General features: G+C 41.9%; 19 protein-coding genes. 17 read left to right on the forward strand and 2 right to left on the reverse strand.

Annotated features, from left to right (window positions below; translation table 11 throughout):
- The first annotated feature begins 182 nt into the window (after positions 1-182).
- The 9 genes from DWW33_RS06460 to DWW33_RS06495 all read left to right on the forward strand — a co-directional run bounded on the left by DWW33_RS06460 (position 183) and on the right by DWW33_RS06495 (position 9,360).
- Positions 183-2,831, forward strand: coding sequence for a valine--tRNA ligase (locus DWW33_RS06460; protein ID WP_118172987.1), 2,649 nt, complete (start codon positions 183-185; stop codon positions 2,829-2,831).
- Positions 2,832-2,958: 127 nt separating this feature from the next.
- Positions 2,959-4,248 carry a bifunctional folylpolyglutamate synthase/dihydrofolate synthase gene (locus DWW33_RS06465; RefSeq protein WP_118639108.1) on the forward strand — a complete coding sequence of 430 codons (1,290 nt, stop codon included), beginning with the start codon at positions 2,959-2,961 and terminating at the stop codon, positions 4,246-4,248.
- Complete coding sequence (locus DWW33_RS15810; RefSeq protein WP_022244427.1) at positions 4,245-4,385, forward strand: hypothetical protein; 141 nt, start codon at positions 4,245-4,247, stop codon at positions 4,383-4,385. The genes DWW33_RS06465 and DWW33_RS15810 overlap by 4 nt, the downstream gene beginning before the upstream one ends.
- Before the next feature lie 22 nt (positions 4,386-4,407).
- A complete protein-coding gene (locus DWW33_RS06470; RefSeq protein WP_118639109.1) occupies positions 4,408-5,790 on the forward strand; it encodes a tetratricopeptide repeat protein in 1,383 nt (460 codons plus the stop codon).
- A 210-nt stretch (positions 5,791-6,000) separates the two neighbouring features.
- Positions 6,001-6,321 carry an STAS domain-containing protein gene (locus DWW33_RS06475; RefSeq protein ID WP_022244425.1) on the forward strand — a complete coding sequence of 107 codons (321 nt, stop codon included), beginning with the start codon at positions 6,001-6,003 and terminating at the stop codon, positions 6,319-6,321.
- A gap of 23 nt (positions 6,322-6,344) precedes the next feature.
- Positions 6,345-6,776: an anti-sigma F factor gene (gene spoIIAB, locus DWW33_RS06480; protein WP_117697634.1), complete on the forward strand. Its 432-nt coding sequence runs from the start codon at positions 6,345-6,347 to the stop codon at positions 6,774-6,776.
- Between the two features lie 7 nt (positions 6,777-6,783).
- Positions 6,784-7,506, forward strand: coding sequence for a SigF/SigG family RNA polymerase sporulation sigma factor (locus DWW33_RS06485; protein WP_118056454.1), 723 nt, complete (start codon positions 6,784-6,786; stop codon positions 7,504-7,506).
- Between the two features lie 117 nt (positions 7,507-7,623).
- The gene (locus DWW33_RS06490) at positions 7,624-8,568 is read left to right on the forward strand and encodes a magnesium transporter CorA family protein (RefSeq protein ID WP_022244422.1); all 945 of its coding nucleotides are present in this window, start codon (positions 7,624-7,626) and stop codon (positions 8,566-8,568) included.
- A 21-nt stretch (positions 8,569-8,589) separates the two neighbouring features.
- Positions 8,590-9,360: an HAD family hydrolase gene (locus DWW33_RS06495; RefSeq protein WP_243088565.1), complete on the forward strand. Its 771-nt coding sequence runs from the start codon at positions 8,590-8,592 to the stop codon at positions 9,358-9,360.
- Here DWW33_RS06495 and DWW33_RS06500 read toward each other — a convergent pair.
- Positions 9,323-10,204, reverse strand: coding sequence for an AraC family transcriptional regulator (locus DWW33_RS06500; RefSeq protein ID WP_117697475.1), 882 nt, complete (start codon positions 10,202-10,204; stop codon positions 9,323-9,325). The two genes, DWW33_RS06495 and DWW33_RS06500, sit on opposite strands and share 38 nt — an antisense overlap.
- A 171-nt stretch (positions 10,205-10,375) precedes the next feature.
- On the opposite strand from DWW33_RS06500, the gene DWW33_RS06505 reads away from it, so the two are divergent.
- On the forward strand, positions 10,376-12,631 hold the full coding sequence (locus DWW33_RS06505; protein ID WP_022244419.1) for a glycogen/starch/alpha-glucan phosphorylase: 2,256 nt from the start codon (positions 10,376-10,378) through the stop codon (positions 12,629-12,631).
- Between the two features lie 87 nt (positions 12,632-12,718).
- Here DWW33_RS06505 and DWW33_RS06510 read toward each other — a convergent pair whose 3' ends face one another.
- Positions 12,719-13,642, reverse strand: coding sequence for a 30S ribosomal protein S1 (locus DWW33_RS06510; protein WP_118639111.1), 924 nt, complete (start codon positions 13,640-13,642; stop codon positions 12,719-12,721).
- Between the two features lie 468 nt (positions 13,643-14,110).
- Here DWW33_RS06510 and DWW33_RS06515 point away from each other — a divergent pair, with 468 nt between their 5' ends.
- From DWW33_RS06515 to pyrF, 7 genes are all read left to right on the forward strand, one after another.
- Positions 14,111-15,175 carry a tetratricopeptide repeat protein gene (locus tag DWW33_RS06515; RefSeq protein WP_118639112.1) on the forward strand — a complete coding sequence of 355 codons (1,065 nt, stop codon included), beginning with the start codon at positions 14,111-14,113 and terminating at the stop codon, positions 15,173-15,175.
- A 59-nt stretch (positions 15,176-15,234) separates the two neighbouring features.
- Positions 15,235-16,050, forward strand: coding sequence for a Cof-type HAD-IIB family hydrolase (locus DWW33_RS06520; RefSeq protein ID WP_243088566.1), 816 nt, complete (start codon positions 15,235-15,237; stop codon positions 16,048-16,050).
- 14 nt (positions 16,051-16,064) lie between these two features.
- Positions 16,065-17,339 (forward strand): M18 family aminopeptidase, encoded by a 1,275-nt coding sequence (locus DWW33_RS06525; RefSeq protein ID WP_118639113.1) that lies wholly within the window; start codon positions 16,065-16,067, stop codon positions 17,337-17,339.
- Positions 17,340-17,466: 127 nt separating this feature from the next.
- Entirely contained in the window at positions 17,467-18,903 is a 1,437-nt protein-coding gene (locus DWW33_RS06530) for a methyl-accepting chemotaxis protein (RefSeq protein ID WP_158564701.1), read from the forward strand.
- A gap of 25 nt (positions 18,904-18,928) precedes the next feature.
- On the forward strand, positions 18,929-20,179 hold the full coding sequence (gene hflX, locus DWW33_RS06535) for a GTPase HflX (RefSeq protein ID WP_118639158.1): 1,251 nt from the start codon (positions 18,929-18,931) through the stop codon (positions 20,177-20,179).
- 57 nt (positions 20,180-20,236) lie between these two features.
- Complete coding sequence (locus DWW33_RS06540) at positions 20,237-21,520, forward strand: dihydroorotase (RefSeq protein WP_118639114.1); 1,284 nt, start codon at positions 20,237-20,239, stop codon at positions 21,518-21,520.
- Positions 21,521-21,541: 21 nt separating this feature from the next.
- Positions 21,542-22,468: an orotidine-5'-phosphate decarboxylase gene (gene pyrF, locus DWW33_RS06545; RefSeq protein ID WP_118639115.1), complete on the forward strand. Its 927-nt coding sequence runs from the start codon at positions 21,542-21,544 to the stop codon at positions 22,466-22,468.
- Positions 22,469-22,477: the final 9 nt, after the last annotated feature.

Consider the following 22,477-nt stretch of genomic DNA (forward strand, 5'->3'; position numbering starts at 1 on the left):
TTCTTATCCAGTTGGATAGGGAGGGCTTTTTAACTTTACAGGAAATTGCTTTTCTGTAAAGTTAAAAACGCTCCGCGAGGATGCACCAAGTCCCATACCTTTCAGATAACTGAAATGTCTATGAATAAAAATAATGCTTTTACAAATTACGAAACGTCCAATTTAGAAAAAGGAGAACAATTATGAGCAAAGAACTTGCAAAAACCTACGACCCAAAAGGGATTGAAGACCGACTTTATAAGAAATGGGAAGACAATGGATATTTCCATGCACAGGCTGACCGCAGCAAGAAACCGTTTACCATTGTAATGCCGCCGCCAAATATTACCGGACAGCTTCATATGGGACATGCATTGGATAATACCATGCAGGATATATTAATCCGTTACAAGAGAATGCAGGGATATAATGCATTATGGCAGCCGGGAACAGACCATGCAGCCATTGCAACAGAGGTAAAGGTTATTGATTCCTTAAAGAAGCAGGGAATTGACAAGAATGACCTCGGAAGAGAAGGCTTCTTAGAAAAATGCTGGGAGTGGAAGGATGAGTATGGCAGCCGCATCATCAACCAGTTAAAGAAAATGGGTTCTTCCGCGGACTGGAGTAGAGAACGTTTTACCATGGATAAAGGATGCTCTGATGCAGTTCTTGAGGTATTTATAAAATTATATGAAAAAGGTCTTATTTATAAAGGCTCCCGTATTGTAAACTGGTGTCCTGTCTGCAAGACATCTATTTCCGATGCTGAGGTAGAACATGAAGAACAGGATGGCTTCTTCTGGCATATCAATTATCCGGTAGTAGGAGAAGCGGGAAGATTTGTAGAAATCGCAACCACCCGTCCGGAGACTTTATTTGGTGATACTGCAGTAGCAGTAAATCCGGATGATGAACGTTATCAGGATATTATCGGAAAAATGTTAAAGCTTCCGATGACAGACCGTGAGATTCCGGTTATTGCAGACTCCTATGTAGATAAAGAATTTGGAACCGGATGTGTAAAGATTACACCGGCTCATGACCCGAACGACTTTGAAGTGGGAAAACGTCATAATCTGGAAGAAATCGTTGTTATCAATGATGATGCAACCATGAACAGCAAAGCCGGCAAATATGCGGGCATGGACAGATACGAATGCCGGAAAGCACTGGTAGAGGATTTAGAGAAGGAAGGACTTTTGGTAAAAGTTGTTCCGCATTCCCATAACGTAGGAACCCATGACCGCTGTGGCACAACCGTAGAGCCAATGATTAAACAGCAGTGGTTTGTAAAAATGGATGATTTAATCAAACCGGCAGTAGAAGGTGTAAAGAATGGAGATATCAAGCTCCTTCCAAAACGTATGGAGAAAACCTACTTCAACTGGACGGATAATATCCGTGACTGGTGTATTTCCAGACAGCTCTGGTGGGGACATCGTATTCCTGCATATTACTGTGATGAATGCGGAGAAATGGTAGTATCTAAGAACGCACCGGAGAAATGCCCGAAGTGCGGCTGCACCCATATGACACAGGATCCGGATACTCTGGATACCTGGTTCTCTTCTGCATTATGGCCATTTTCAACCTTAGGCTGGCCGGAGAAAACAGAAGACTTAGATTATTTCTATCCGAATGATGTATTAGTAACCGGATACGATATTATTTTCTTCTGGGTAATCCGTATGATTTTCTCAGGATATGAGCAGATGGGCAAAGCACCATTCCATACTGTATTATTCCACGGACTGGTTCGTGATTCCCAGGGCCGTAAGATGAGTAAATCTCTTGGAAATGGAATTGACCCGTTAGAGGTTATTGATAAATATGGTGCAGATGCCTTGAGACTGACACTGATTACCGGAAATGCACCGGGAAATGATATGCGTTTCTACTGGGAGCGTGTAGAAGCATCCCGTAACTTTGCCAATAAAGTGTGGAATGCATCCCGTTTCATTATGATGAACTTAGAGGGTATGGAAGTAACAAAGCCTGCAATTTCTGACCTGGCACCGGAAGATAAATGGATTCTTTCAGCAGTTAATACATTGACCAAAGATGTAACAGAAAATATGGATAAATTCGAACTTGGTATTGCAGTACAGAAAGTATATGACTTTATCTGGGATGAATTCTGTGACTGGTATATCGAGATTGCCAAAGTTCGTACTTATAAGAAAGACGAGGATGCCAGGGCTGCCAACAGTGCACTTTGGACACTTCGTACTGTATTAGGACAGGCATTAAAATTATTACATCCATATATGCCATTTATCACAGAAGAAATCTACTGTACCTTAAATCCGCAGGAAGAGACCATTATGCTGGCTGACTGGCCGGTTTACAAAGAAGAGTGGAATTTCTCGGCAGAAGAAGAGATGCTTGCTCATGTAAAAGAGCTGGTAAAAGGCATCCGTAACTTAAGAACAGAGATGGATGTTCCGCCATCCAGAAAGGCAAAGGTATTTATCGTATCTGAAGACAAAGCACTTTGTGAGACCTTCGAGAGCATGAAGAAAACATACCAGAATCTTATCAGTGCCAGCGAGATTGATGTCCAGTCCGATAAGGCAGGAATCGGAGAAGATGCAGTATCCGTAGTTATTCCGGGAGCTGTTGTATACATGCCGTTGGAAGACTTGGTAGATATGGAAAAAGAAAAAGAGCGTCTTTTGAAAGAAGAAGAGCGTCTTAAGAAAGAACTTGCCCGCTCCCACGGCATGTTAAATAATGAGAAGTTTGTAAGCAAGGCACCTGCTGCAAAGATTCAGGAAGAGAAAGATAAGCTTGCAAAATATGAGCAGATGATGGCTACCGTACAGGAGCGTCTGGCTCAGATGAAATAGTTACAAAAGTTAAAAGACAGGTATTGTCGATTCGCCGCAGTTTCTGCGGCGAAAACTTTTTATGGAAACAGGATAACCTCTTGAAAAAATTTTCCACTATATTATACTTAGAAAAGTGGTGACAAAAATGACTTATGAAGAGATTTGCAATTATATATATGAAATACCAAAGTTCACAAAGAAAAACAGTTTAGAGCATACGAAAGAAATGCTGCAGAGACTTTCTATCAGAGAGCATCAGTTTGAAATCATCCATGTGGCAGGAAGCAATGGCAAAGGAAGTGTCTGTGCATTTATCAATCAGGTGCTGGTGGAACATGGATGTGAAGTGGGACTCTTTACTTCTCCGCACCTTGTATGCATGGAAGAACGTTTCGTAATCAATGGCGAAAAGTGCAGTCAGGAAGAATTTGTAGAAAGCTTTGAGGCAGTGCAGAAGGTGGTAGAGCAGATGGAAGCAGAAGGACTGCCGCATCCAGCATTTTTTGAATATCTTTTTGCCATGGGCATGTATCTTTTTCAGAAGCGGAAAGTACATTATCTTATTTTAGAGACCGGACTTGGCGGAAGGTTAGATGCAACGAATGTATTTGAGGAACCGTTGCTTACGATTATTACATCTATCAGTCTCGAGCATACACAGATTTTAGGAGATTCCATTGAAGCAATTGCAGGAGAAAAGGCAGGGATTATCAAAGAAGGCGTTCCTGTTATCTTTGATGGAAGTAATGAAACAGCGGCAGAAGTGATAAGGCAGACTGCAAGGGCAAAAAGAGCACCTTATTACTGTATTTCTTTAGAAAGTCTTAAAATTCATAAAATAACCGGGAAAACTATTGATTTTTGTTATACCAATGGGTATGATGTTGTTGATTTGAAAATCCCGTTTCCGGCAGAATATCAGATGATGAATGCGTCACTGGCATATCGGGCGTTATCTGTCCTTCAGGTGGAAACCGGAATTGGAAAAGCAGAGATTATCTCTGCAATGGAACATACCAGATGGATGGGCAGAATGCAGCAGGCAGAGCCATTTATCTATTTTGATGGAGCACATAATGCAGATGGTATTGCCCACTTTGTGAAAAATGTGCAGAAGATTGCGGAAGAAAAGCCAGTTCTTCTTTTTTCCATGATGGAAGAGAAGAATCATAAAGAAGCAGTAAAAGTACTGTGCAAGGAAGTTTCGTGGGATAGTATTGTACTGACCCGCATCCCGGACAGCCGTGGAATTGACCCATTGAAATTGCAGGATGAATTTATGGCAAACGGCCGGGAAACAGTAGTAATAGAAGACTGTGCACAGGCATACAGATATGTAAAGGAATACAGGAAGGACAACCAGATGGTATTCTGTGCGGGTTCCCTGTATTTGATTGGAGAATTGGAAAAGATAGCAGGAGGAAATGAAGCATGATAGATTTTGAAGAAGAATTAAAGAAATTCAAACCAAGCCTGGAAGTAGAAGAGGCAGAGGAAGCTATTTACAATCAGGACTTAACGGATATGACAGACATTTTAAGAGAAATGATGAAAGAAGCAAGACGACAGTAGAATTCGTTAAGTGAGGTAAAGTATGAAATGTTATAATTGCGGAGCAGATCTGACAGGGGACAACCGTTGTCCGAACTGTGGAATTGATGTAAAAGTATATAAGAAAATTGTGATGACCTCTAATTATTATTATAATCAGGGATTAGAGCGAAGCAATGTCCGTGATTTATCCGGAGCGATTGAAAGTCTTAAGAAGAGCCTTCGGTTTGACAAGACGAACATTCAGGCGCGAAATCTTCTGGGACTGGTACTTTTTGAGACCGGTGAGGCGGTATCTGCCATGGGTGAATGGGTGATTAGTAAGAGCCTTCAGCCAAAGGATAATGATGCAGGACGTTATCTGGACGCTGTGCAGAAGAATCCGGCACAGTTAGAAACGGTAAATCAGACCATTAAGAAATACAATCAGGCATTGTTATATTGCAGACAGAATAGTACAGATCTTGCAATTATCCAGTTGAAGAAGGTATTGTCCTTAAACCCGAGACTGGTAAAGGGACATCAGCTGCTGGCTCTTTTGTACATGAAAGAGAATAAATTCGAGCAGGCAAAGAAGTCATTGCGGGCAGCTATGAAAATTGATTCCAGCAATACGATTACACTGCGTTACATGAAAGAGACCAATCAGATGCTGCGCAGTGCCAACAGCGGTAAGAAGAAAAAGAAAGAAGATGACCTTATTTCCTATAAGAGTGGAAATGACCTCATTATCCAGCCGACAAAATTCAAAGATACTTCAGGTTTTGCCACAATACTGACCATTTTGCTTGGGGTGGCAATTGGTGTTGCAGTCACCTGTTTCCTTGTAGTGCCAAGTGTAAGACAGAAGGCAAAGAGTGATGCCAATACGTCAGTGGTTCAGGCAAATGATACCATAACCACGAAGAATCAGCAGATTACCAATCTGGAAAATCAGATTGATGACCTGAACCAGCAGGTGTCTTCTGCAAAAAGCGATTCCGAGGAGACTTCCAATAAGATTAACAGCTATGACCAGCTGCTTTCAGCATATAAATCCTTCCAGGAGGGAGATATTACAGCAGCAGGAGATGCACTTTCCGGTGTGAAGGAAGAAAACCTTTCCGATACCGCAAAGGAAATTTATCAGAATATCAACGCAACTGTAAATGACCAGTATCTTCAGGTGACTTATGCAGACAGTTATCAGGCATACAGTAATTATAACTATGAAGAAGCGAAGACCGGATTTGAAAAAGTAGTAGAGATGGATGAGGCATACCAGGATGGCAATGCGATTTATTATCTGGCACAGACCTACCGGAATCTGGGCGAGAATGAAAAAGCCATCGAATACTATCAGAAAGTGATTGACGGTTATCCGAATACGGAACGTGCAGCCAATTCTTCCCGCTATCTGGAAGAATTACAGAATGCAGAACAGTAACAGAATAAAGAAAAACAGTTTACAAAAGACGTCAGGCAGATTGCCGGGCGTCTTTTGTAGTTTACAGGAAATTGCTTTCCTGTAAACTACAAAACGCACCGCGAGGATGCACACTGCGGCGTATAAGGTAGATGTCGCAAGAGACCGCCGCAGGCGCGGGAATGTGCCAGGGCACATTCTTTTTACGTAATGTATATGGAGGATAGAAGAATGGAATTTAAGTATGAATTAGAAAATGGATGTCTTACCATCCGGGTGCCAAAGGAGTTGGATCATCATTGCGCCACACAGCTGCGGGCAGAGGCGGATTTACTGATTGATTCTTACCGGGTTAACAAACTGGTTTTTGATTTTGCCGGTACAGAATTTATGGACAGCTCAGGAATTGGCGTGGTAATCGGAAGGTGCCGGAACATGAATTACAGCGGCGGAAAAGTGGTGGCAGAGAATATGAATGAGCGGATCCGGAAAATTTTTGTGGTATCAGGTCTGCATAAACTGGTTCAGATGAAAGAAGGGGAGAAGAAGTAGGTATGAAAATGGAGGCTGTAAATATGGAAAGAAGAAATGAGATGAAACTGGAATTTGAGGCATTATCCGTAAATGAAGGATTTGCCAGAGTAGCGGTAGCAGCATTTTGCGCCCAGATGAATCCCACACTGGATGAGTTAGAGGATATTAAAACTGCGGTATCGGAGGCGGTAACCAATGCCATTATCCATGGCTATGAAGAAAAGGAAGGAACGGTAGTGATGCAGTGCTGTCTTTCCGGAAGTACCGTACATATTACCGTAAAAGACAGCGGGAAGGGAATTGCGGATATTGAACGGGCAAAGGAGCCGTTTTTTACGACAAGGCCGGAGCTGGAACGGTCCGGTATGGGCTTTTCTTTTATGGAGGCTTTCATGGATGAAGTAGAAGTACGTTCAAAGGTCGGAGAAGGAACTGTTATAAAAATGAAAAAAAATCTGGTGCGGGAAAGTTAAGTGGAGAATGGAACAGACAATTGCTTATATCAAACGGGCACACAAAGGGGATAAGCAGGCAAGAGATACGCTGGTGCTTGGAAATCAGGGACTGGTCTGGAGTGTGGTACAAAGATTTTTAGGAAGAGGACATGATAAAGAAGAACTGTTTCAGATCGGATGCATTGGACTGATGAAGGCAGTGGATAAATTTGATGTAAGTTATGAGGTATGCTTTTCCACTTATGCAGTGCCGGTGATTATGGGAGAAATCCGCCGCTTCCTGAGGGATGATGGCATGGTGAAGGTCAGCAGGAGCATGAAAGAAAAAGGCTATCTTATCAGCAATGCAAGAAAGGAACTGACAGACATGCTTGGAAGGGAGCCGGAGTTAAAGGAACTGGCAGAAAAAACCGGGCTTTCGGAGGAAGAGATTGTCCTTGCAGTGGAAGCCAATGGAGAAGTAGAATCCATTTACCAGAGCGTCTATCAGTCAGATGGCAGTGAAATCTATCTATTGGACCGGTTAAAGGATAAGAAAAATGCGCAGGAAGAACTGGAAAATAAGCTTCTGATAGAAGAATTGCTGCAACAGTTATCCGGAAGGGAGCAGCAGCTGATTAAGATGCGTTATTTTGAAAATGCCACGCAAAGCCAGATTGCAGCAAAGCTTGGCACCAGTCAGGTGCAGGTCAGCCGCATGGAGAAGAAAATATTACTACAGATGAGAAAATATATGAGCCAGGGTTGACAAACAAAGGGGGTGGAAATATACTAAAAAAGGATTAAGCAAGATTCCCTTGTCAAAGTGTTCCGGCTTTGATGGGGACTTTTTTTTACAGGAAAAGAAGAGAAAGGAAGTGGAAAGATGATTAAGTACTATTGCAGTGAACAGAACCGTATCACCGAAATTGAATCACCAGGGGAGGATTGCTGGATTTCCCTTGTAAATCCAACAGAGGCAGAAGTCGCAGCAATGGTAAATCAGTATGGAATTGATGCAGATGCCATGCGTTCTGCACTGGATACGGACGAGCGCTCGCGTATTGAAACAGACGAGAATTATACCATGGTATTGGTTAATATCCCGAATATTGAAACCCATAATGATAAGGAACTTTATGATACCATTCCACTTTCTATTTTTGTGGTAAAAAAAGCAGTCATTACAGTAAGTCTTGAGAAGACTCCGATATTAGAAGCATTTGCCAATGGCACGGTGCGGGATTTTAATCCTGCCATGCGTTCCCGCTTTGTGCTTCAGATTTTGTACCGGACATCCTCTCTTTTCTTACAGTACTTAAGAAGTATTGACCGCCAGAGCGAAATTGTGGAAAACAAGCTGCACAAGTCCACACAGAACCGGGAGTTAATCGAACTTTTGAAACTGGAAAAGAGTCTGGTTTACTTTACGACAGCACTCCGCTCCAATGAGGTGGTACTGGAGAAATTATTTAAAAATGACAATATTAAAAAATATCAGGAAGATGAAGAACTTCTTGAGGATGTTATTGTTGAAAACAAGCAGGCAATTGAGATGGCAAATATTTACAGCGGCATTTTGAGCGGAATGATGGATGCTTTTGCATCAGTTATTTCCAACAATCTGAATGTGGTAATGAAGGTGCTTGCCATAATAACAGCTGTACTTTCTGTTCCGACTATGATATTCTCAGCGTATGGCATGAATGTGGCTGCAAAGGGAATGCCGTTTGCAGAGAGTCCTTATGGATTTCTCATTATCGTATTAATCGCAGTGGTATGCAGTCTTATTGTTGCATTAATCTTTGCTAAGACAAAGATGTTTAAATAAAAGAAAGAGATGGAAGGTAATATGTACGACAATTATGTGTTTGACCTGTATGGAACACTGGTAGATATCCATACAGAGGAAAACGATGCTAAGGTATGGGAAAAACTGAGTCTGTTTTACGGATTTTATGGAGCTTTATATGACCCGCAGGAATTACAGGAATCTTATCTGGCATTGATTCAAAGCAAAGAGACAGATTTAAAGGGAGAGTTGGAAAAGGAGCCACACTATGCCCATGAGGCATTTCCGGAGATTCGTATTGAAGAAGTATTCAAAGAGCTTTATGCGAAGAAGGGGATAAAGGCTGATGATGCACTGGCAGTTCATACCGGACAGTTCTTCCGGGTACTGACTATGGAGTATGTGCGGATTTATGATGGCGTAAGAGAATTATTAAAAGCATTGAAAAAATGTGGTAAAAAGGTATATCTTTTATCCAATGCCCAGAGAATCTTTACGGAATATGAGATGAATTATTTGGATATTACAAAATATTTTGACGATATTTTAATTTCATCCGATTATGGAACCAAGAAACCGGACATCCGTTTTTTTGAACAACTGATAGAAAAGGATCATCTGGATGTGAAGAAAACACTGATGATAGGAAATGATGTGCGCTGTGACATCAACGGGGCCAAAGAGGCAGGCCTTGACACTTTTTACATTCATTCGAATATTTCTCCAAAAGATGACAAAAAGCCGGACAGTACCTATTACCTGCCTGCAATGGATATGAAAAAAGTAAAAGAACTTATCCTGCAAAACGCTTCCGGTACTCACGGGGTGTAACATAAAAGCGTTTCTTAAACAGCCGGTTGAAGTAAGAGAGGTTGTCAAAGCCTACTTCAGCGGCAATGTCTAATATAGAAGCTTCAGACGAAATAAGCAGCCGGCTGGCCATGGTCAGCCGGTAATCATTTAAATATTCTGTAAAAGTAGTTCCCATGGTATTTTTGAAAAACTTCATAAAATGAGACTGGCTTAAGTCCAACGCATCTGCCATTTCTTCAATGGAAATTTTACTGGCATAATTTGTCTCAATATATTTAATGATGCGTTTCATCTTTTCCAGGGATTTCTGGTTCTTGCGGGAGACACTTGTTTCGCAGCAGTTAGAAATCAGAATGGAAAAGAGCAGGAAAAGCTGTCCTTTAATCACAAGCTGGAAGGCCGGGGGATTGGTCCTGCAGACTTCATCCGCAGCATTGATACAACCGGCAACCTCGTTATAGAATGGCATACCCGGTGTAAAATGTGTGGTAAGCCGCAGTGTGCCGTCTAAAAGCGGTGTAAAGTAGCGGCTGTTACAGATATCTGTCTGTTTGGCAAGGAGCATTTCCAGTTTAAAAATAATATTAATATATTCCATTTTGTAATCGAGATACTGTTCAATGGAATGAACCTGTCCCGGAAGAATCAGAAGAATACTTCCTTCCTGAACCGGGTATTCTTCCAAATCTACGGTAATCAGTCCGCAGCCTTTTTTGATGTAGATAATTTCCGTTTCATCATGCCAGTGGGCAGGCACCCGCTCAAAATCTAAGGGAATTGAACAGGGATAGGTGATATATGGGAAACTTTCTGAACCATGTGATTTCTTTTCCTGGTAATTTTCATATTCGAGAATATTCATGGGAAACGCCTTTCGTCAAAATGTACAAAAAAGTGATTTTTTCTAAAATCACCGAAATATGATAGTATTGTACCACTTTTGACCGGTATATTACAAGAAAATGTAAAAGAAATGTTAGATAATGCATACATAAGAGAACGAACTGAATTCAAATTTTACGGAGGGTCAAAAATGAATTTACAGGAAATCGTAACAAAGAAATATAACAAGGGAATTGCTGATTGCTCTAATGAAGAATTATACTTCGCATTATTAGAGATGACAAAAGCAATGGCTGAGAAGAAAGAAAACCACAACGGAAAGAAAAAATTATATTATATTTCCGCAGAGTTCTTAATTGGAAAACTTCTCTCCAACAACCTGATTAATTTAGGTGTATATGATGAAGTGAGAGATGTACTTGCAGCAAATGGCAAAGACATCTGTGCAATTGAAGAGGTTGAGCCGGAACCATCACTTGGTAACGGTGGTCTTGGAAGACTTGCAGCATGCTTCCTTGATTCTATTGCAACATTAGGATTAAACGGTGATGGAGTTGGACTTAACTATCATTACGGATTATTCAAACAGGTATTTGAAAACAACCTTCAGAAAGAAACCAAGAATCCTTGGATTCAGGATGAAAGCTGGCTGACAAAGACAGATAAGAGCTATCAGGTACAGTTTGGTGGATTTAATGTAACTTCAAAATTATATGATATTGATGTTACCGGATATGAAAACACAACCAACAAGCTTCATTTATTCGATATCGAAACAGTAGATGAGAGCATCGTTGGTGATGGAATTGACTTTGACAAAGAGGATATCAAGAAAAACCTGACATTATTCTTATATCCGGATGACAGCGATGACAAGGGACGTCTCCTTCGTGTTTACCAGCAGTACTTCATGGTAAGCAACGCTGCACAGTTAATCTTAGATGAGGCAGTAGAAAGAGGATGTAACTTACATGATCTTGCTGATTATGCAGTAATCCAGATTAATGATACCCATCCATCTATGGTAATCCCGGAGATGATTCGTCTGTTAATGGAAAGAGGAATCGGCATGGACGAGGCTATTGCAATCGTTTCCAAGTGTTGTGCATATACCAATCACACCATCTTAGCAGAAGCATTAGAGAAATGGCCAATCTCTTTCTTAGAGAAAGTTGTTCCACAGTTAATGCCAATCATCTACGAATTAAACAACCGTGTAGTTGCTAAATATGATGACAAGTCTGTATACATCATTGATGATGAAAAACGTGTACACATGGCTCATATGGATATCCACTACGGATTCAGCGTAAATGGTGTTGCATACCTTCATACAGAAATCTTAAAAGATTCTGAGTTAAATAACTTCTACAAGATTTATCCTGAGAAGTTCAATAACAAGACAAACGGTATCACATTCCGTCGTTGGTTATTACACTGTGATAAGGGATTGACATCCTTAATCGAAGAACTGATTGGACCAGGATTCAAGAAAGATGCAATGGAACTGGAAAAATTAGGACAGTTCGTAAATGATGATGCAGTATTAGATAAATTACTTGCAATCAAGACTGAGAACAAAGTTGTTCTTAAGAACTACTTAAAGGCAACACAGAACATCGACTTAGATGAGAACTCAGTATTTGATATCCAGATTAAGAGATTACATGAGTACAAGAGACAGCAGATGAATGCACTCTATGTAATTAACAAATATTTTGAAATCAAAGCAGGAAAGAAACCGGCAAGAAAGATTACTGCAATCTTTGGTGCAAAGGCAGCTCCGGCTTACATCATTGCAAAAGACATTATCCATTTAATTCTCTGCTTACAGCAGTTAATTGCAAATGACCCGGAAGTAAGCCCATACTTACAGGTTGTTATGGTAGAGAACTACAATGTTACTTTAGCTGAGAAATTAATCCCGGCAGCAGATATCCATGAGCAGATTTCCTTAGCTTCTAAAGAGGCATCCGGAACATCTAACATGAAGTTCATGTTAAATGGTGCAGTAGCAATCGGAACCATGGACGGAGCAAACGTAGAAATGCATCAGTTAGTAGGAGATGATAACATCTACATCTTCGGAGAGTCTTCTGACGAAGTAATTGAGCATTACGCAAAAGCTGATTATGTATCACGCAAGTATTATGATAATGATGCAGATATCAAACGTGCAATCGACTTCATCGTAAGTGATGAAATGAAAGCAATCGGAAATGCAGAGAACTTAGAGAGACTTTTCAATGAGTTAATCAACAAAGACTGGTTCATGACTCTTCCGGATTTCGAATCTTATCGTGCAAAGAAAGATGAAATGCTTGCAGATTATGAAGATAGAAAAGCATGGGCAAAAATGATGCTGACAAACATCAGCAAAGCCGGCTTCTTCTCATCTGACCGTACAATTGAGCAGTACAACAAAGATATTTGGAAATTAGACTAAATTTTGATAAAAGTATTCTCCAACCTTTAAAAACAATGAGGGACAGATAGAAATATCTGTCCCTTGTTGCGTTTTATGAAATACGACTTAGAGTTTCAATCCCTTTAACAGTGCGCCAAGGCTGGTAGAAGCACTTTCATCAGAGGTGTAGGCGGATAAGTCTTCTTTTTCTTCTACAGAAGTATCTACCATTTCTTCTTCCAATGCACGCATGCTTAAGCTGATTTTGCCGTCGTTGGTATTTAAAAGCTTGGCTTTTACATGCTGTCCTTCCTTTAATACTTCGGAAGGCTTGTTGATACGGCGTTCACAAATCTGGGAAATGTGGACAAGTCCCGTAAGTCCGTCCCCAAGGTTGATAAATGCACCATATGGCATCAGGCTTTCCACGGTTCCTTCTACAATACTGCCCGGAACTAACATGGCAATCTTGTGATTCCTCTCTTCTGCTTCTTTTTCAAGAGCAACGGATTTACCGGAGAGCACCAGACGGTCATCTTCCTCGTCTACAGTAATGACACGGACTTCTAATTCTTTGCCAACATAGCTTTCGGTATCTTCTACATAGGCTGTGGTAATCTGTGAAGCCGGAATAAATCCGCGAATGCCATAAAGGTATGCAACCACACCGGCTTTTACCGCTTCACTGACCTTTACGGTAACAACGGTTTCGTTTTCCAACAGCTCTTTTAACTTATCCCAGGCAAGCACTTCGTTGGCTTCTTTCATGGAAAGTAAAATGTTGCCTTCTCCATCATCCCGGCGGATGACCGTTGCTTCTAAGACATCTCCCGGATGAATGTGTTCGTCAATGACAAAGGATGGGTCGTTGCTGACTTCATCTGCTTTGATGATTCCCGGGGCATAATACTTTAAGTCCAATGTGATGGCGTCTTCATCCACAGAGATAACGGTTCCGGTTAAGATGTCTCCTTCGTTAATTTTCCGGAAGGAAGCCTCAAGCTCTGCTTCAAAGTCCTGCATGGTTTCTTTTGCTTCGTTTTCTGACATAGTAAAACCTCTTTTCTTATCTGATTCTGGTCAGGCGATTGCGAAAGGGGACAGGAGCTGCCGGTAAAGAAGTTTTGCGGTATTCCAAGACACTGTTTTTCGGATGATGAAATACCACCGTTCTAAGTGGTTCGTTTTTCTTTTTACGATAAAAACAGTCTTTTCCATGTTTGAACAGAATCGGGACACTGTCCGTCAAAGTACGGTTGCCAGATGAAAGAAAAAGTATGCCGAAATTCCCCGTGCCCCTTGCAGACATTATGTGGCATCCGCCCTTGATGGACAGTGCCCCGATTCTGTCAAAGCAAGTGAAAAGACAGTTTATAATCAAGAAAAATAAACCACTAAGAACGGTTGGCATTTCACATCAAAGAAAATCAGATTCCCTTGGAATGCCGCAAAATTTTTTTGCCGGAATCCTTTCTGTCTCGCTTCGCAATCGCCTAACCATATGCATGAGAATAACTCATGATTTTTCTTGCAGTGTATCACAGGAAACGAAGAAAAACAAGCCGGGGCGAGGTTGAAAGAAGAGCCTTAATTTGCTATACTAAAGCGGATGAAAGCGAGGCAATTATGAAGAAAATAAAATATATGGCAGTTGTACTTGTCACAGGATTACTGTTGGCCGGCTGTGAGGAGGATGAGACACAGAATAATAAAGATGCATATCGGCAGATAGGCATCAACTGTATGCAGGAGGGTGACTATGAAGGCGCCATTGATGCATTTCAGAATGCACTGGACCAGTCGCTGGCAGTTGTGGGAGAAGAAGAAATAGATACCTGTTATTATAAAGCAGCAGCGCAGTATGCCGCAGGAAAGAAAGAGGATGCCATTGAGACCTATCAGGCATTAATCAATTATGACAAGAAAAATGCCCAGGCATATTTCCTGTTAGGAGAACTGTACCGGAAAGAAAATGACATGGATAAAGCAAAAGAAAATTTTAATCTGGCAGCACAGTATGCCGGCACTGACTATGAAATGTATATTGCTTTGTACCAGGAGTGTTATGCCGCAGGAATGCAGACCGAAGGTCAGGAGTATCTGAAAAAAGGTATTGAAGCAGGTGGTAAATCAGCGGAGGACTATGCCCAGAGAGGAAGAATTTATCTATTACTGGGAGATTATGATAATGCGGAAACAGAGCTTACGACAGCTATTAATAAAAAGAGCACGGAAGCTTCTTTGTATATGGCACAGCTCTATGAAGTGAAAGGCGAAGATGAGAAGGCAGCCGGATTATATAAAGAATATATTGATGAAAATCAGGATAATCCGACAGCATTGATCTGTCTGGGAGGAATGGAATTAGAAAAAGGTAATTATGACAGTGCAATAAACTATCTTAAGATGGCACTGGATTTAGATGCAGGCTCACAGAAGCAGGAGGCGCAGCGTAAACTGATACTGGCATATGAACAGAGCGGAGATTTCGCATCTGCAAAAAGCGAGATGGAGGATTATACAAAGAATTATCCGAATGACGAAGAAGCTGCCCGGGAATACTTGTTTTTGATGACACGTTAAGCAAAAAGGGCAAAATGTATGGGACAGGAAAACGAGGGAAAAAGGCAGAGAGGAACAATATGAAAATGAGCGAAACCTATGAGATTATCGTGCTGGATTTAGATGGCACCTTAACTAATTCAAAGAAAGTCATTACACCAAAGACGAAAGACGCACTGATGCGGATTCAAAAAGAAGGGAAAAAAGTAGTGCTGGCATCCGGCCGTCCTACCGGGGGCATCGTAAAGCTGGCAGACGAACTGGATTTGAAGAGCTATGGCGGATTTGTACTGGCATTTAATGGTGGAAAGATTATTAATTATGAGACCGGAGAGATTGTATACAATAAGACAATACCGGTAGAACTGGTGCCGGCAGTGTATGAGCAGGCATGCAGACTGGGTGTGGGCGTGCTTACTTATAAAGGAAATACCATCATCCATGGAAACGGAGTGAATGAATACAGCAGTATCGAGGCAAAAATTAACGGAATGCCGATGGAAGAGGTAGATAATTTCGCAGAATATGTAGATTATCCGGTAAATAAATTCCTGATGACAGGAGAACCGGAAAAGATTGCAAAAGCACAGGATGTGATGCGACAGACCTTTGGAGAACAATTAAACATTTTCCGCTCAGAACCGTTTTTCTTAGAAATTGTTCCACCATCCATTGATAAGGCATATTCTCTTGGAAAACTGTTAGAATATCTGGGAGAAAAGAAGGAGCAGATGATCTGCTGTGGAGATGGCTTTAATGACAAGTCTATGATTGCATTTGCCGGGCTTGGTGTGGCAATGGCAAACGCACAGCCGGAGGTAAAAGAGGTCGCAGATTATATTACCACTTCCAATGATGAAGACGGAGTGGCGCTTGTAATAGACAGATTCATGTAAGGAAGGCGTATGGCATGCAGAAAATAACAGAACTATTGTCAAAGGGAAAATCACCATATCATGTAACAGAATGGACAGGAAAGCAGTTACAGGAGGCAGGGTATGAAGAATTAAAGCTGCAGGAATCCTGGCAGCTTCATGCAGGCGGTAAATACTATGTAAGACTGTATTCCGGTATGGTAGCAGCATTCGCTGTTCCGGAACAGCTGGACAGAAAGACGGCACTCCGCCTGATGCTGGCCCATACAGATTTTCCATGTTTTAAAATAAAACCGAATCCTGAAGTGAAGACGAAGGATTACAGGCAGTTAAATGTGGAGCCATATGGCGGTATGCTCAAAAATACATGGTTTGACCGTCCACTTGGAATTTATGGGAAAGTGGTATTAGAATCGGAACATCCATTTGCACCGGAAGTAAAGCTTTTCGGAAGTGAGGAACCATCAGCAGTGATTCCGTCATTAGCACCACACCTGAACCGTGAGGCAGGCGGAAAACAGGAATATGATATGCAGAGAGAACTGCTTCCACTGCTTGGAATAGAGCAGGACGGAGACGTTACAGAGAATTTTTTCACGGATTACTTAAAAGAACAGCTTGGGGCAGAGGCAAATGAGGTTTTAAGCTATGATTTATTCCTTACCAATATGGATGAACCGGAATTAATAGGAAGTGATAAGAAGCTTCTTTCTTCTCCGAGAATCGATAATCTGGCATCGGTAGCAGCAATTGTGGAGACAATGTGTGAAAAAACGACCGGAGATTCACTGGTTGTGGCAGGATTATTTGATAATGAGGAAATCGGCAGCCGCTCCAAGCAGGGAGCAGACAGCAGTCTTCTTAAGGATATCATAATGAAGATTGGTGCAGCCTTTGGAATGGCAGAAACAGAGGTAAATGATATGCTCCGGGGAGGCTTTCTCTTGTCTATAGACGGAGCTCATGCCGTACACCCGAATTACGCAAATAAATCAGATATTACGAATGATGTGATATTGGGAAAAGGAATTACCGTAAAGACTTCTGCCAGCCAGCGGTATCTTTCTGACAGTGAGGCAACAGCGGTGGTGATGCAGCTTTGTAAAAAGACAGATATTCCATATCAGGTGCAGGTAAACCGTTCTGGAATGCCGGGTGGACAGACCCTTGGACCAATTGCGGTTTCCTACCTGCCAATGCAGGGGGCGGATATTGGAATTCCAATGCTTGCCATGCATTCAGCAAGAGAACTGGCAGATATGAGAGATTATCAGGCATTGGTAATGTTTTTGAAAATATTTTCTGCATAAAGAAATTGCAAAAAAGGTTGGACTTTTTGGAAAAATATCACAAAATGTCGTTGACAATCGGCAGGATTCAGTACAAAATTAGTAGTATAACGTAATGCACAGAAAGTGCATTGATTGGAGGAAATATATGGCGTTGGGAAAGAACAAAAAAATTGTAAATCTGGTTCAGTCAATCAGTGAGATGAAAGAAGAGAATTATGCTGCAGGTTCACCGGAACTGCAGCATATGTATGAACGCATGAATGCTGGCAGACGTCAGCTTGCACAGGTATATGGGGAAGATATGAAGGCAGTTATGACAATGAGTGCTTTGGGTTTGAAAGTTGGGCATGATACCGTAAAGATGACAACGGCAGCAGAGGATGTCAATACAGCAACAAAGACAATCCATGATGCAACAGCAGAAACATCCAGTATTGCAGAGGAAGTAAGAAATGCCCATGAGGGTCTGACCAATACAATTATTGATGTATCAGAGAAAACTACTGATATTTATAAGAAGATAGAGAATGGCCAGGAAGAACTGACAGCTATCCGGGATTTATCCAAAGATGCAATCTCAGAATCCACAGAAATGAAGAAAAATATGGATGCATTGATGGATGTTATCAATCATATGAATGAAGTCATTGAAGGCATCAATGCAATTTCCGAACAGACCAACCTGCTGGCATTGAACGCATCAATTGAGGCAGCAAGAGCAGGAGAAGCAGGAAAGGGATTTGCCGTTGTAGCGGAAGAAATCCGTCAGCTGGCAGAGGGAACCAAGCAGTTAACCGGAAATATGGGTGAATTCGTAGAAGGAATCCGCGATGCTTCTGAGAAGAGTTCTAAGAGTGTGGATGTTGCAATTACATCTCTTGACAATATTGATCAGAAGATTAATGCTGTATGGAATATTAATGACGAGAACAAGAAAAATGTTGGAACCATCAGCGAATCGATTGGTTCCCTTGCTGGTATCAGTGAAGAAATCAGCAGCTCCATGAATGTGCTGGAAACCCAGGTGTCCTGTATTGAGGACCAGTGCAGTAATCTCAGCAATGATGCAGAATTGCTGACCGTTATAAATGTAAATTTAAAAGGTTCGTTAGAACCATTAACCCAGGTTGAAACGGGTATGGATAATGTGGCGAAGGTTATAGGAGAAATGAGCCGTGATGCATTTTACCGTATGGATAATGCAGTTTTTGATACTTATGTACAAAAAGCAATGGAAGCACATAGGGCATGGCTTGAGACTTTACATACCATGGTAACTGAGAAGAATGTCCTTCCGTTACAATTTGATGATACAAAATGCGGCTTTGGTCATTTTTACCATTCCATGCATCCGGGAAATCCGGCAATTGCACCGGTCTGGAATGCGCTGGCAGAGAAACACAGAAGATTCCATGGCTATGGAAAAGAAGTGCAGCAGGCACTGTTCGATGAAAATGCTGAAAGAGCAGAAGAAATTTATCAGGAAGCAGAGAAATGCTCAAATGAATTACAGAATGATTTTGCTTCAATTTTAAATATTTCTGCAGGATTATCCCAGAACGGACAGAGTGTGTTTGCGTAAACAGAAAGTAAGAAAAGGATATTTTATGCCTGAATTTTTTAAAAACAATGAAATGGAAGAAAGAGTCATCCTGGTTGGCGTAAGCAGCCAGGATGGCGATGATACAGAAGACTCCCTGGATGAATTGGAGGAGCTGGTGAAGACTGCCGGAGCAGTAACGGTGGGCAGGGTAATCCAGAACCGTCAGACAATACATCCGGGGCTTTATATTGGTAGCGGAAAAGTAGAAGATCTGCTGGATGAAATTGCATGGACCAATGCAACAGGAATTGTCTGCGATGACGAACTAAGCCCGGCACAGCTTCGGAATCTTTCGGATGCCCTGAACGTAAAAGTGATGGACAGAACCTTAATTATCCTTGATATTTTTGCTGCCAGAGCATCTACCAGTGAAGGAAAGATACAGGTGGAGCTGGCACAGCTTCGTTACCGCATGAGTCGCCTTTCCGGCGTAGGAAAGAGTATGTCAAGGCTGGGAGGAGGAATTGGAACGAGAGGTCCGGGAGAGAAAAAGTTAGAGGTAGACCGTCGTCTGATTGCATCAAGAATCAGCCAGCTCAAACGGGAGTTAGAGGAAGTAAAACGACACCGGGAAGTGAATCGTGTGGCAAGACAGCGGAATCATGTTCCAGTGGCAGCGATTATAGGGTATACCAATGCCGGTAAATCAACCCTTTTAAATGCTCTGACCGGAGCTGGAATTCTTGCAGAGGATAAACTTTTTGCAACCTTAGACCCGACTACCAGAATGTTAGAACTTCCGGGAAGCCAGAAGCTTTTGCTTACGGATACGGTAGGGTTTATCCGGAAACTGCCGCATCATCTGATTGATGCCTTCCGTAGTACTTTAGAGGAAGCTAAGTATGCAGATTTTATCATTCATGTGGTGGATGCATCCAATCCACAGGCTGCCAAGCAGATGCATATTGTATATGAGACATTGCACCAGTTAGAGGTTACAGATAAAAAGATACTGACATTGTTTAATAAGCAGGATGCTATTACAGACCGGGAACCATTGCGGGATGGCAGGGCAGATATTACTTTACGGGTATCTGCAGCAAGAGGTGATGGCCTAGAAGAACTGAAAGACTGTCTTGCCCGGATACTGCGGGAGAACAAGCGCTATCTTGAGACAGTGCTGCCATATGACAAGGGTGGATTGCTGCAGCAGATAAGAGAAACAGGAGAATTAATAGCAGAAGAATATCTGCCGGAGGGAATCCGTATAGAAGCATATGTACCTCCGGCGCTATTTGAGAAAATACATGCATGAGCAGATTGCCCCAGAACTGCTTGTATGCTAAAATAGGAGCAACAGGAGGTATTCCACATGACAATCTTAATAAAAGGTGGCCGCATTTTAGATCCGGCTACGAAAACAGATGATGTAATGGACCTTTTCATAGAAGATGGAGTCATTACCAAAAGAGGGAAAAATATTAAAAAAAAGGCAGAGAAGACTATTGATGCCAAAGGACTGTATGTAATGCCGGGACTCGTTGATATGCACGTGCATTTGCGGGATCCAGGATTTACCCATAAGGGCGATGTTGAAACAGAAACCCGTTCCGCAGCACGAGGCGGATATACCACGGTACTTGCAATGCCAAATACCAAGCCGGTGGTAGATAATGCTGATGTGGTACGTTATGTACATCATAAGGCAGAAAGTGTCGGACTGGTGCATGTATTACAGGTTGGCGCTATAACAAAAGGACAGCAGGGAGAGGAATTAGCTGACATCAAAGAGATGGCGGAGGCAGGAAGCCCTGCAATCAGTGAAGATGGCAAATCAGTCATGAATTCACTTCTTGCAAGAGATGCCATGCTGGTAGCAAGGGACTGTAACATTCCGGTACTGTCACATTGCGAAGATAAGAATCTGGTTGGCTCCGGCGTGGTCAACGAGGATGAGAATGCAAAACGGTGGGGACTGGCTGGAATTACCAATTCCGTAGAAGATATCATGATTGCAAGAAATATCCTGTTATCCAAAGATACCGGTGCACACCTGCATCTTTGCCACTGCTCCACAAAGAACAGTGTAAACATGGTAAAATATGCCAAGTTAGAGCATATTCCGGTATCCGCAGAGGTATGTCCGCATCATTTCACACTGACATCAGATGATATGGTAGAGGGAGATACCAATTATAAGATGAATCCGCCACTTCGCCGTAAAGAGGATGTGGAGGCATTGAAAAAGGGACTTTCCGACGGAACCATGGAAGTCATTTCTACAGACCATGCACCGCATACAGCAGATGAAAAAAATAGCAGCATGGTAAAGGCACCATTCGGAATTGTTGGAATGGAAACTGTAGCAGCACTGACTTATACAGAACTCGTGCTGGGTGGATACTTAACACCGATGCAGATGGTAGAGAAGATGAGCTATAACCCGGCACAGATTCTTCATTTGAAGAAAGGAACTTTGGAAGAGGGAAGAATGGCAGATGTCATGCTTTTTGATCCGGAATGCACTTATGCCATTGATAAGAACAAGTTCTGGTCGAAAGCAAAGAATACACCATTCCACGGCAGAAAAGTAACCGGTAAAGTAATGATGACTATCTGTGACGGCAAAATTGTATATGATGCAGCAGAAGAATAAGAAAAAGAAAGGCTTAAAGATATGATTAACAAATTAATTAAAAAAATCGAGAAAACCCATGCACCAATCGTTGTCGGCTTAGATCCGATGTTAGATTATGTTCCGGAACATATTAAGGCAGCAGCATTTAAGGAGCGTGGTGAGACTTTAGAGGGCGCAGCAGAAGCAATCTGGCAGTTTAACAAAGCAATTGTAGATGCCACTTATGATCTGATTCCTGCTGTAAAACCACAGATTGCCATGTATGAGCAGTTTGGAACAGAGGGTGTGAAAGCATATCAGAAGACAGTAGATTACTGCCACTCCAAAGACCTTGTGGTAATCGGAGATGTAAAACGTGGCGATATCGGTTCTACATCCGCAGCTTATGCAGTGGGACATCTTGGTAAAGTCCAGGTGGGAAGTAAGAAGCTTTCTGCTTTTGATGAAGACTTTGCAACCGTTAATCCATATCTTGGTTCAGACGGAATCAAGCCTTTCCTGGAAGTATGTAAAGAAGAGAAAAAAGGTATCTTCATTTTAGTTAAGACCAGCAATCCATCCAGTGGAGAATTCCAGGACAGATTAATTGATGGCAGACCACTGTATGAATATGTCGGTGAAAAGGTAGCACAGTGGGGCGAAGAAGTCATGGGAGATAACTACAGCTATGTGGGAGCAGTAGTAGGAGCAACCTATCCGGAGATCGGAAAAGTCCTTCGTAAAGTAATGCCAAAGAGCTTTATCCTGGTTCCGGGATACGGTGCCCAGGGTGGAAAAGGAGCGGACTTAGTACATTACTTCGACGAAAACGGACTGGGTGCAATTGTCAATTCATCCCGTGGAATCATTGCCGCATATAAGCAGGAAACATATGCATCTTTTGGAGCAGAGCATTTTGCAGATGCATCCAGAGCAGCAGTAGAGGCAATGATAAAAGATATCGATGGAGCTTTACAGGCAAGATAGGAGAAGAAG

The organism is Roseburia sp. AF15-21, assembly GCF_003479505.1.
Classification (GTDB): domain Bacteria; phylum Bacillota; class Clostridia; order Lachnospirales; family Lachnospiraceae; genus Roseburia_C; species Roseburia_C amylophila.

Excerpts from the sequence above, each read along its gene's own strand:
- DWW33_RS06505 (WP_022244419.1), top strand. The coding sequence starts at position 10,376 with ATGAATTTACAGGAAATCGTAACAAAGAAATATAACAAGGGAATTGCT.
- DWW33_RS06475 (WP_022244425.1), top strand. The coding sequence starts at position 6,001 with ATGGAATTTAAGTATGAATTAGAAAATGGATGTCTTACCATCCGGGTG.
- DWW33_RS06490 (WP_022244422.1), top strand. The coding sequence starts at position 7,624 with ATGATTAAGTACTATTGCAGTGAACAGAACCGTATCACCGAAATTGAA.
- DWW33_RS06540 (WP_118639114.1), top strand. The coding sequence starts at position 20,237 with ATGACAATCTTAATAAAAGGTGGCCGCATTTTAGATCCGGCTACGAAA.
- pyrF (WP_118639115.1), top strand. The coding sequence starts at position 21,542 with ATGATTAACAAATTAATTAAAAAAATCGAGAAAACCCATGCACCAATC.
- DWW33_RS06525 (WP_118639113.1), top strand. The coding sequence starts at position 16,065 with ATGCAGAAAATAACAGAACTATTGTCAAAGGGAAAATCACCATATCAT.
- DWW33_RS06465 (WP_118639108.1), top strand. The coding sequence starts at position 2,959 with ATGACTTATGAAGAGATTTGCAATTATATATATGAAATACCAAAGTTC.
- DWW33_RS06510 (WP_118639111.1), bottom strand. The coding sequence starts at position 13,642 with ATGTCAGAAAACGAAGCAAAAGAAACCATGCAGGACTTTGAAGCAGAG.
- DWW33_RS06530 (WP_158564701.1), top strand. The coding sequence starts at position 17,467 with ATGGCGTTGGGAAAGAACAAAAAAATTGTAAATCTGGTTCAGTCAATC.
- DWW33_RS15810 (WP_022244427.1), top strand. The coding sequence starts at position 4,245 with ATGATAGATTTTGAAGAAGAATTAAAGAAATTCAAACCAAGCCTGGAA.
- DWW33_RS06485 (WP_118056454.1), top strand. The coding sequence starts at position 6,784 with ATGGAACAGACAATTGCTTATATCAAACGGGCACACAAAGGGGATAAG.
- spoIIAB (WP_117697634.1), top strand. The coding sequence starts at position 6,345 with ATGGAAAGAAGAAATGAGATGAAACTGGAATTTGAGGCATTATCCGTA.
- hflX (WP_118639158.1), top strand. The coding sequence starts at position 18,929 with ATGCCTGAATTTTTTAAAAACAATGAAATGGAAGAAAGAGTCATCCTG.
- DWW33_RS06500 (WP_117697475.1), bottom strand. The coding sequence starts at position 10,204 with ATGAATATTCTCGAATATGAAAATTACCAGGAAAAGAAATCACATGGT.
- DWW33_RS06460 (WP_118172987.1), top strand. The coding sequence starts at position 183 with ATGAGCAAAGAACTTGCAAAAACCTACGACCCAAAAGGGATTGAAGAC.
- DWW33_RS06515 (WP_118639112.1), top strand. The coding sequence starts at position 14,111 with ATGATTTTTCTTGCAGTGTATCACAGGAAACGAAGAAAAACAAGCCGG.
- DWW33_RS06495 (WP_243088565.1), top strand. The coding sequence starts at position 8,590 with ATGTACGACAATTATGTGTTTGACCTGTATGGAACACTGGTAGATATC.
- DWW33_RS06470 (WP_118639109.1), top strand. The coding sequence starts at position 4,408 with ATGAAATGTTATAATTGCGGAGCAGATCTGACAGGGGACAACCGTTGT.
- DWW33_RS06520 (WP_243088566.1), top strand. The coding sequence starts at position 15,235 with ATGAAAATGAGCGAAACCTATGAGATTATCGTGCTGGATTTAGATGGC.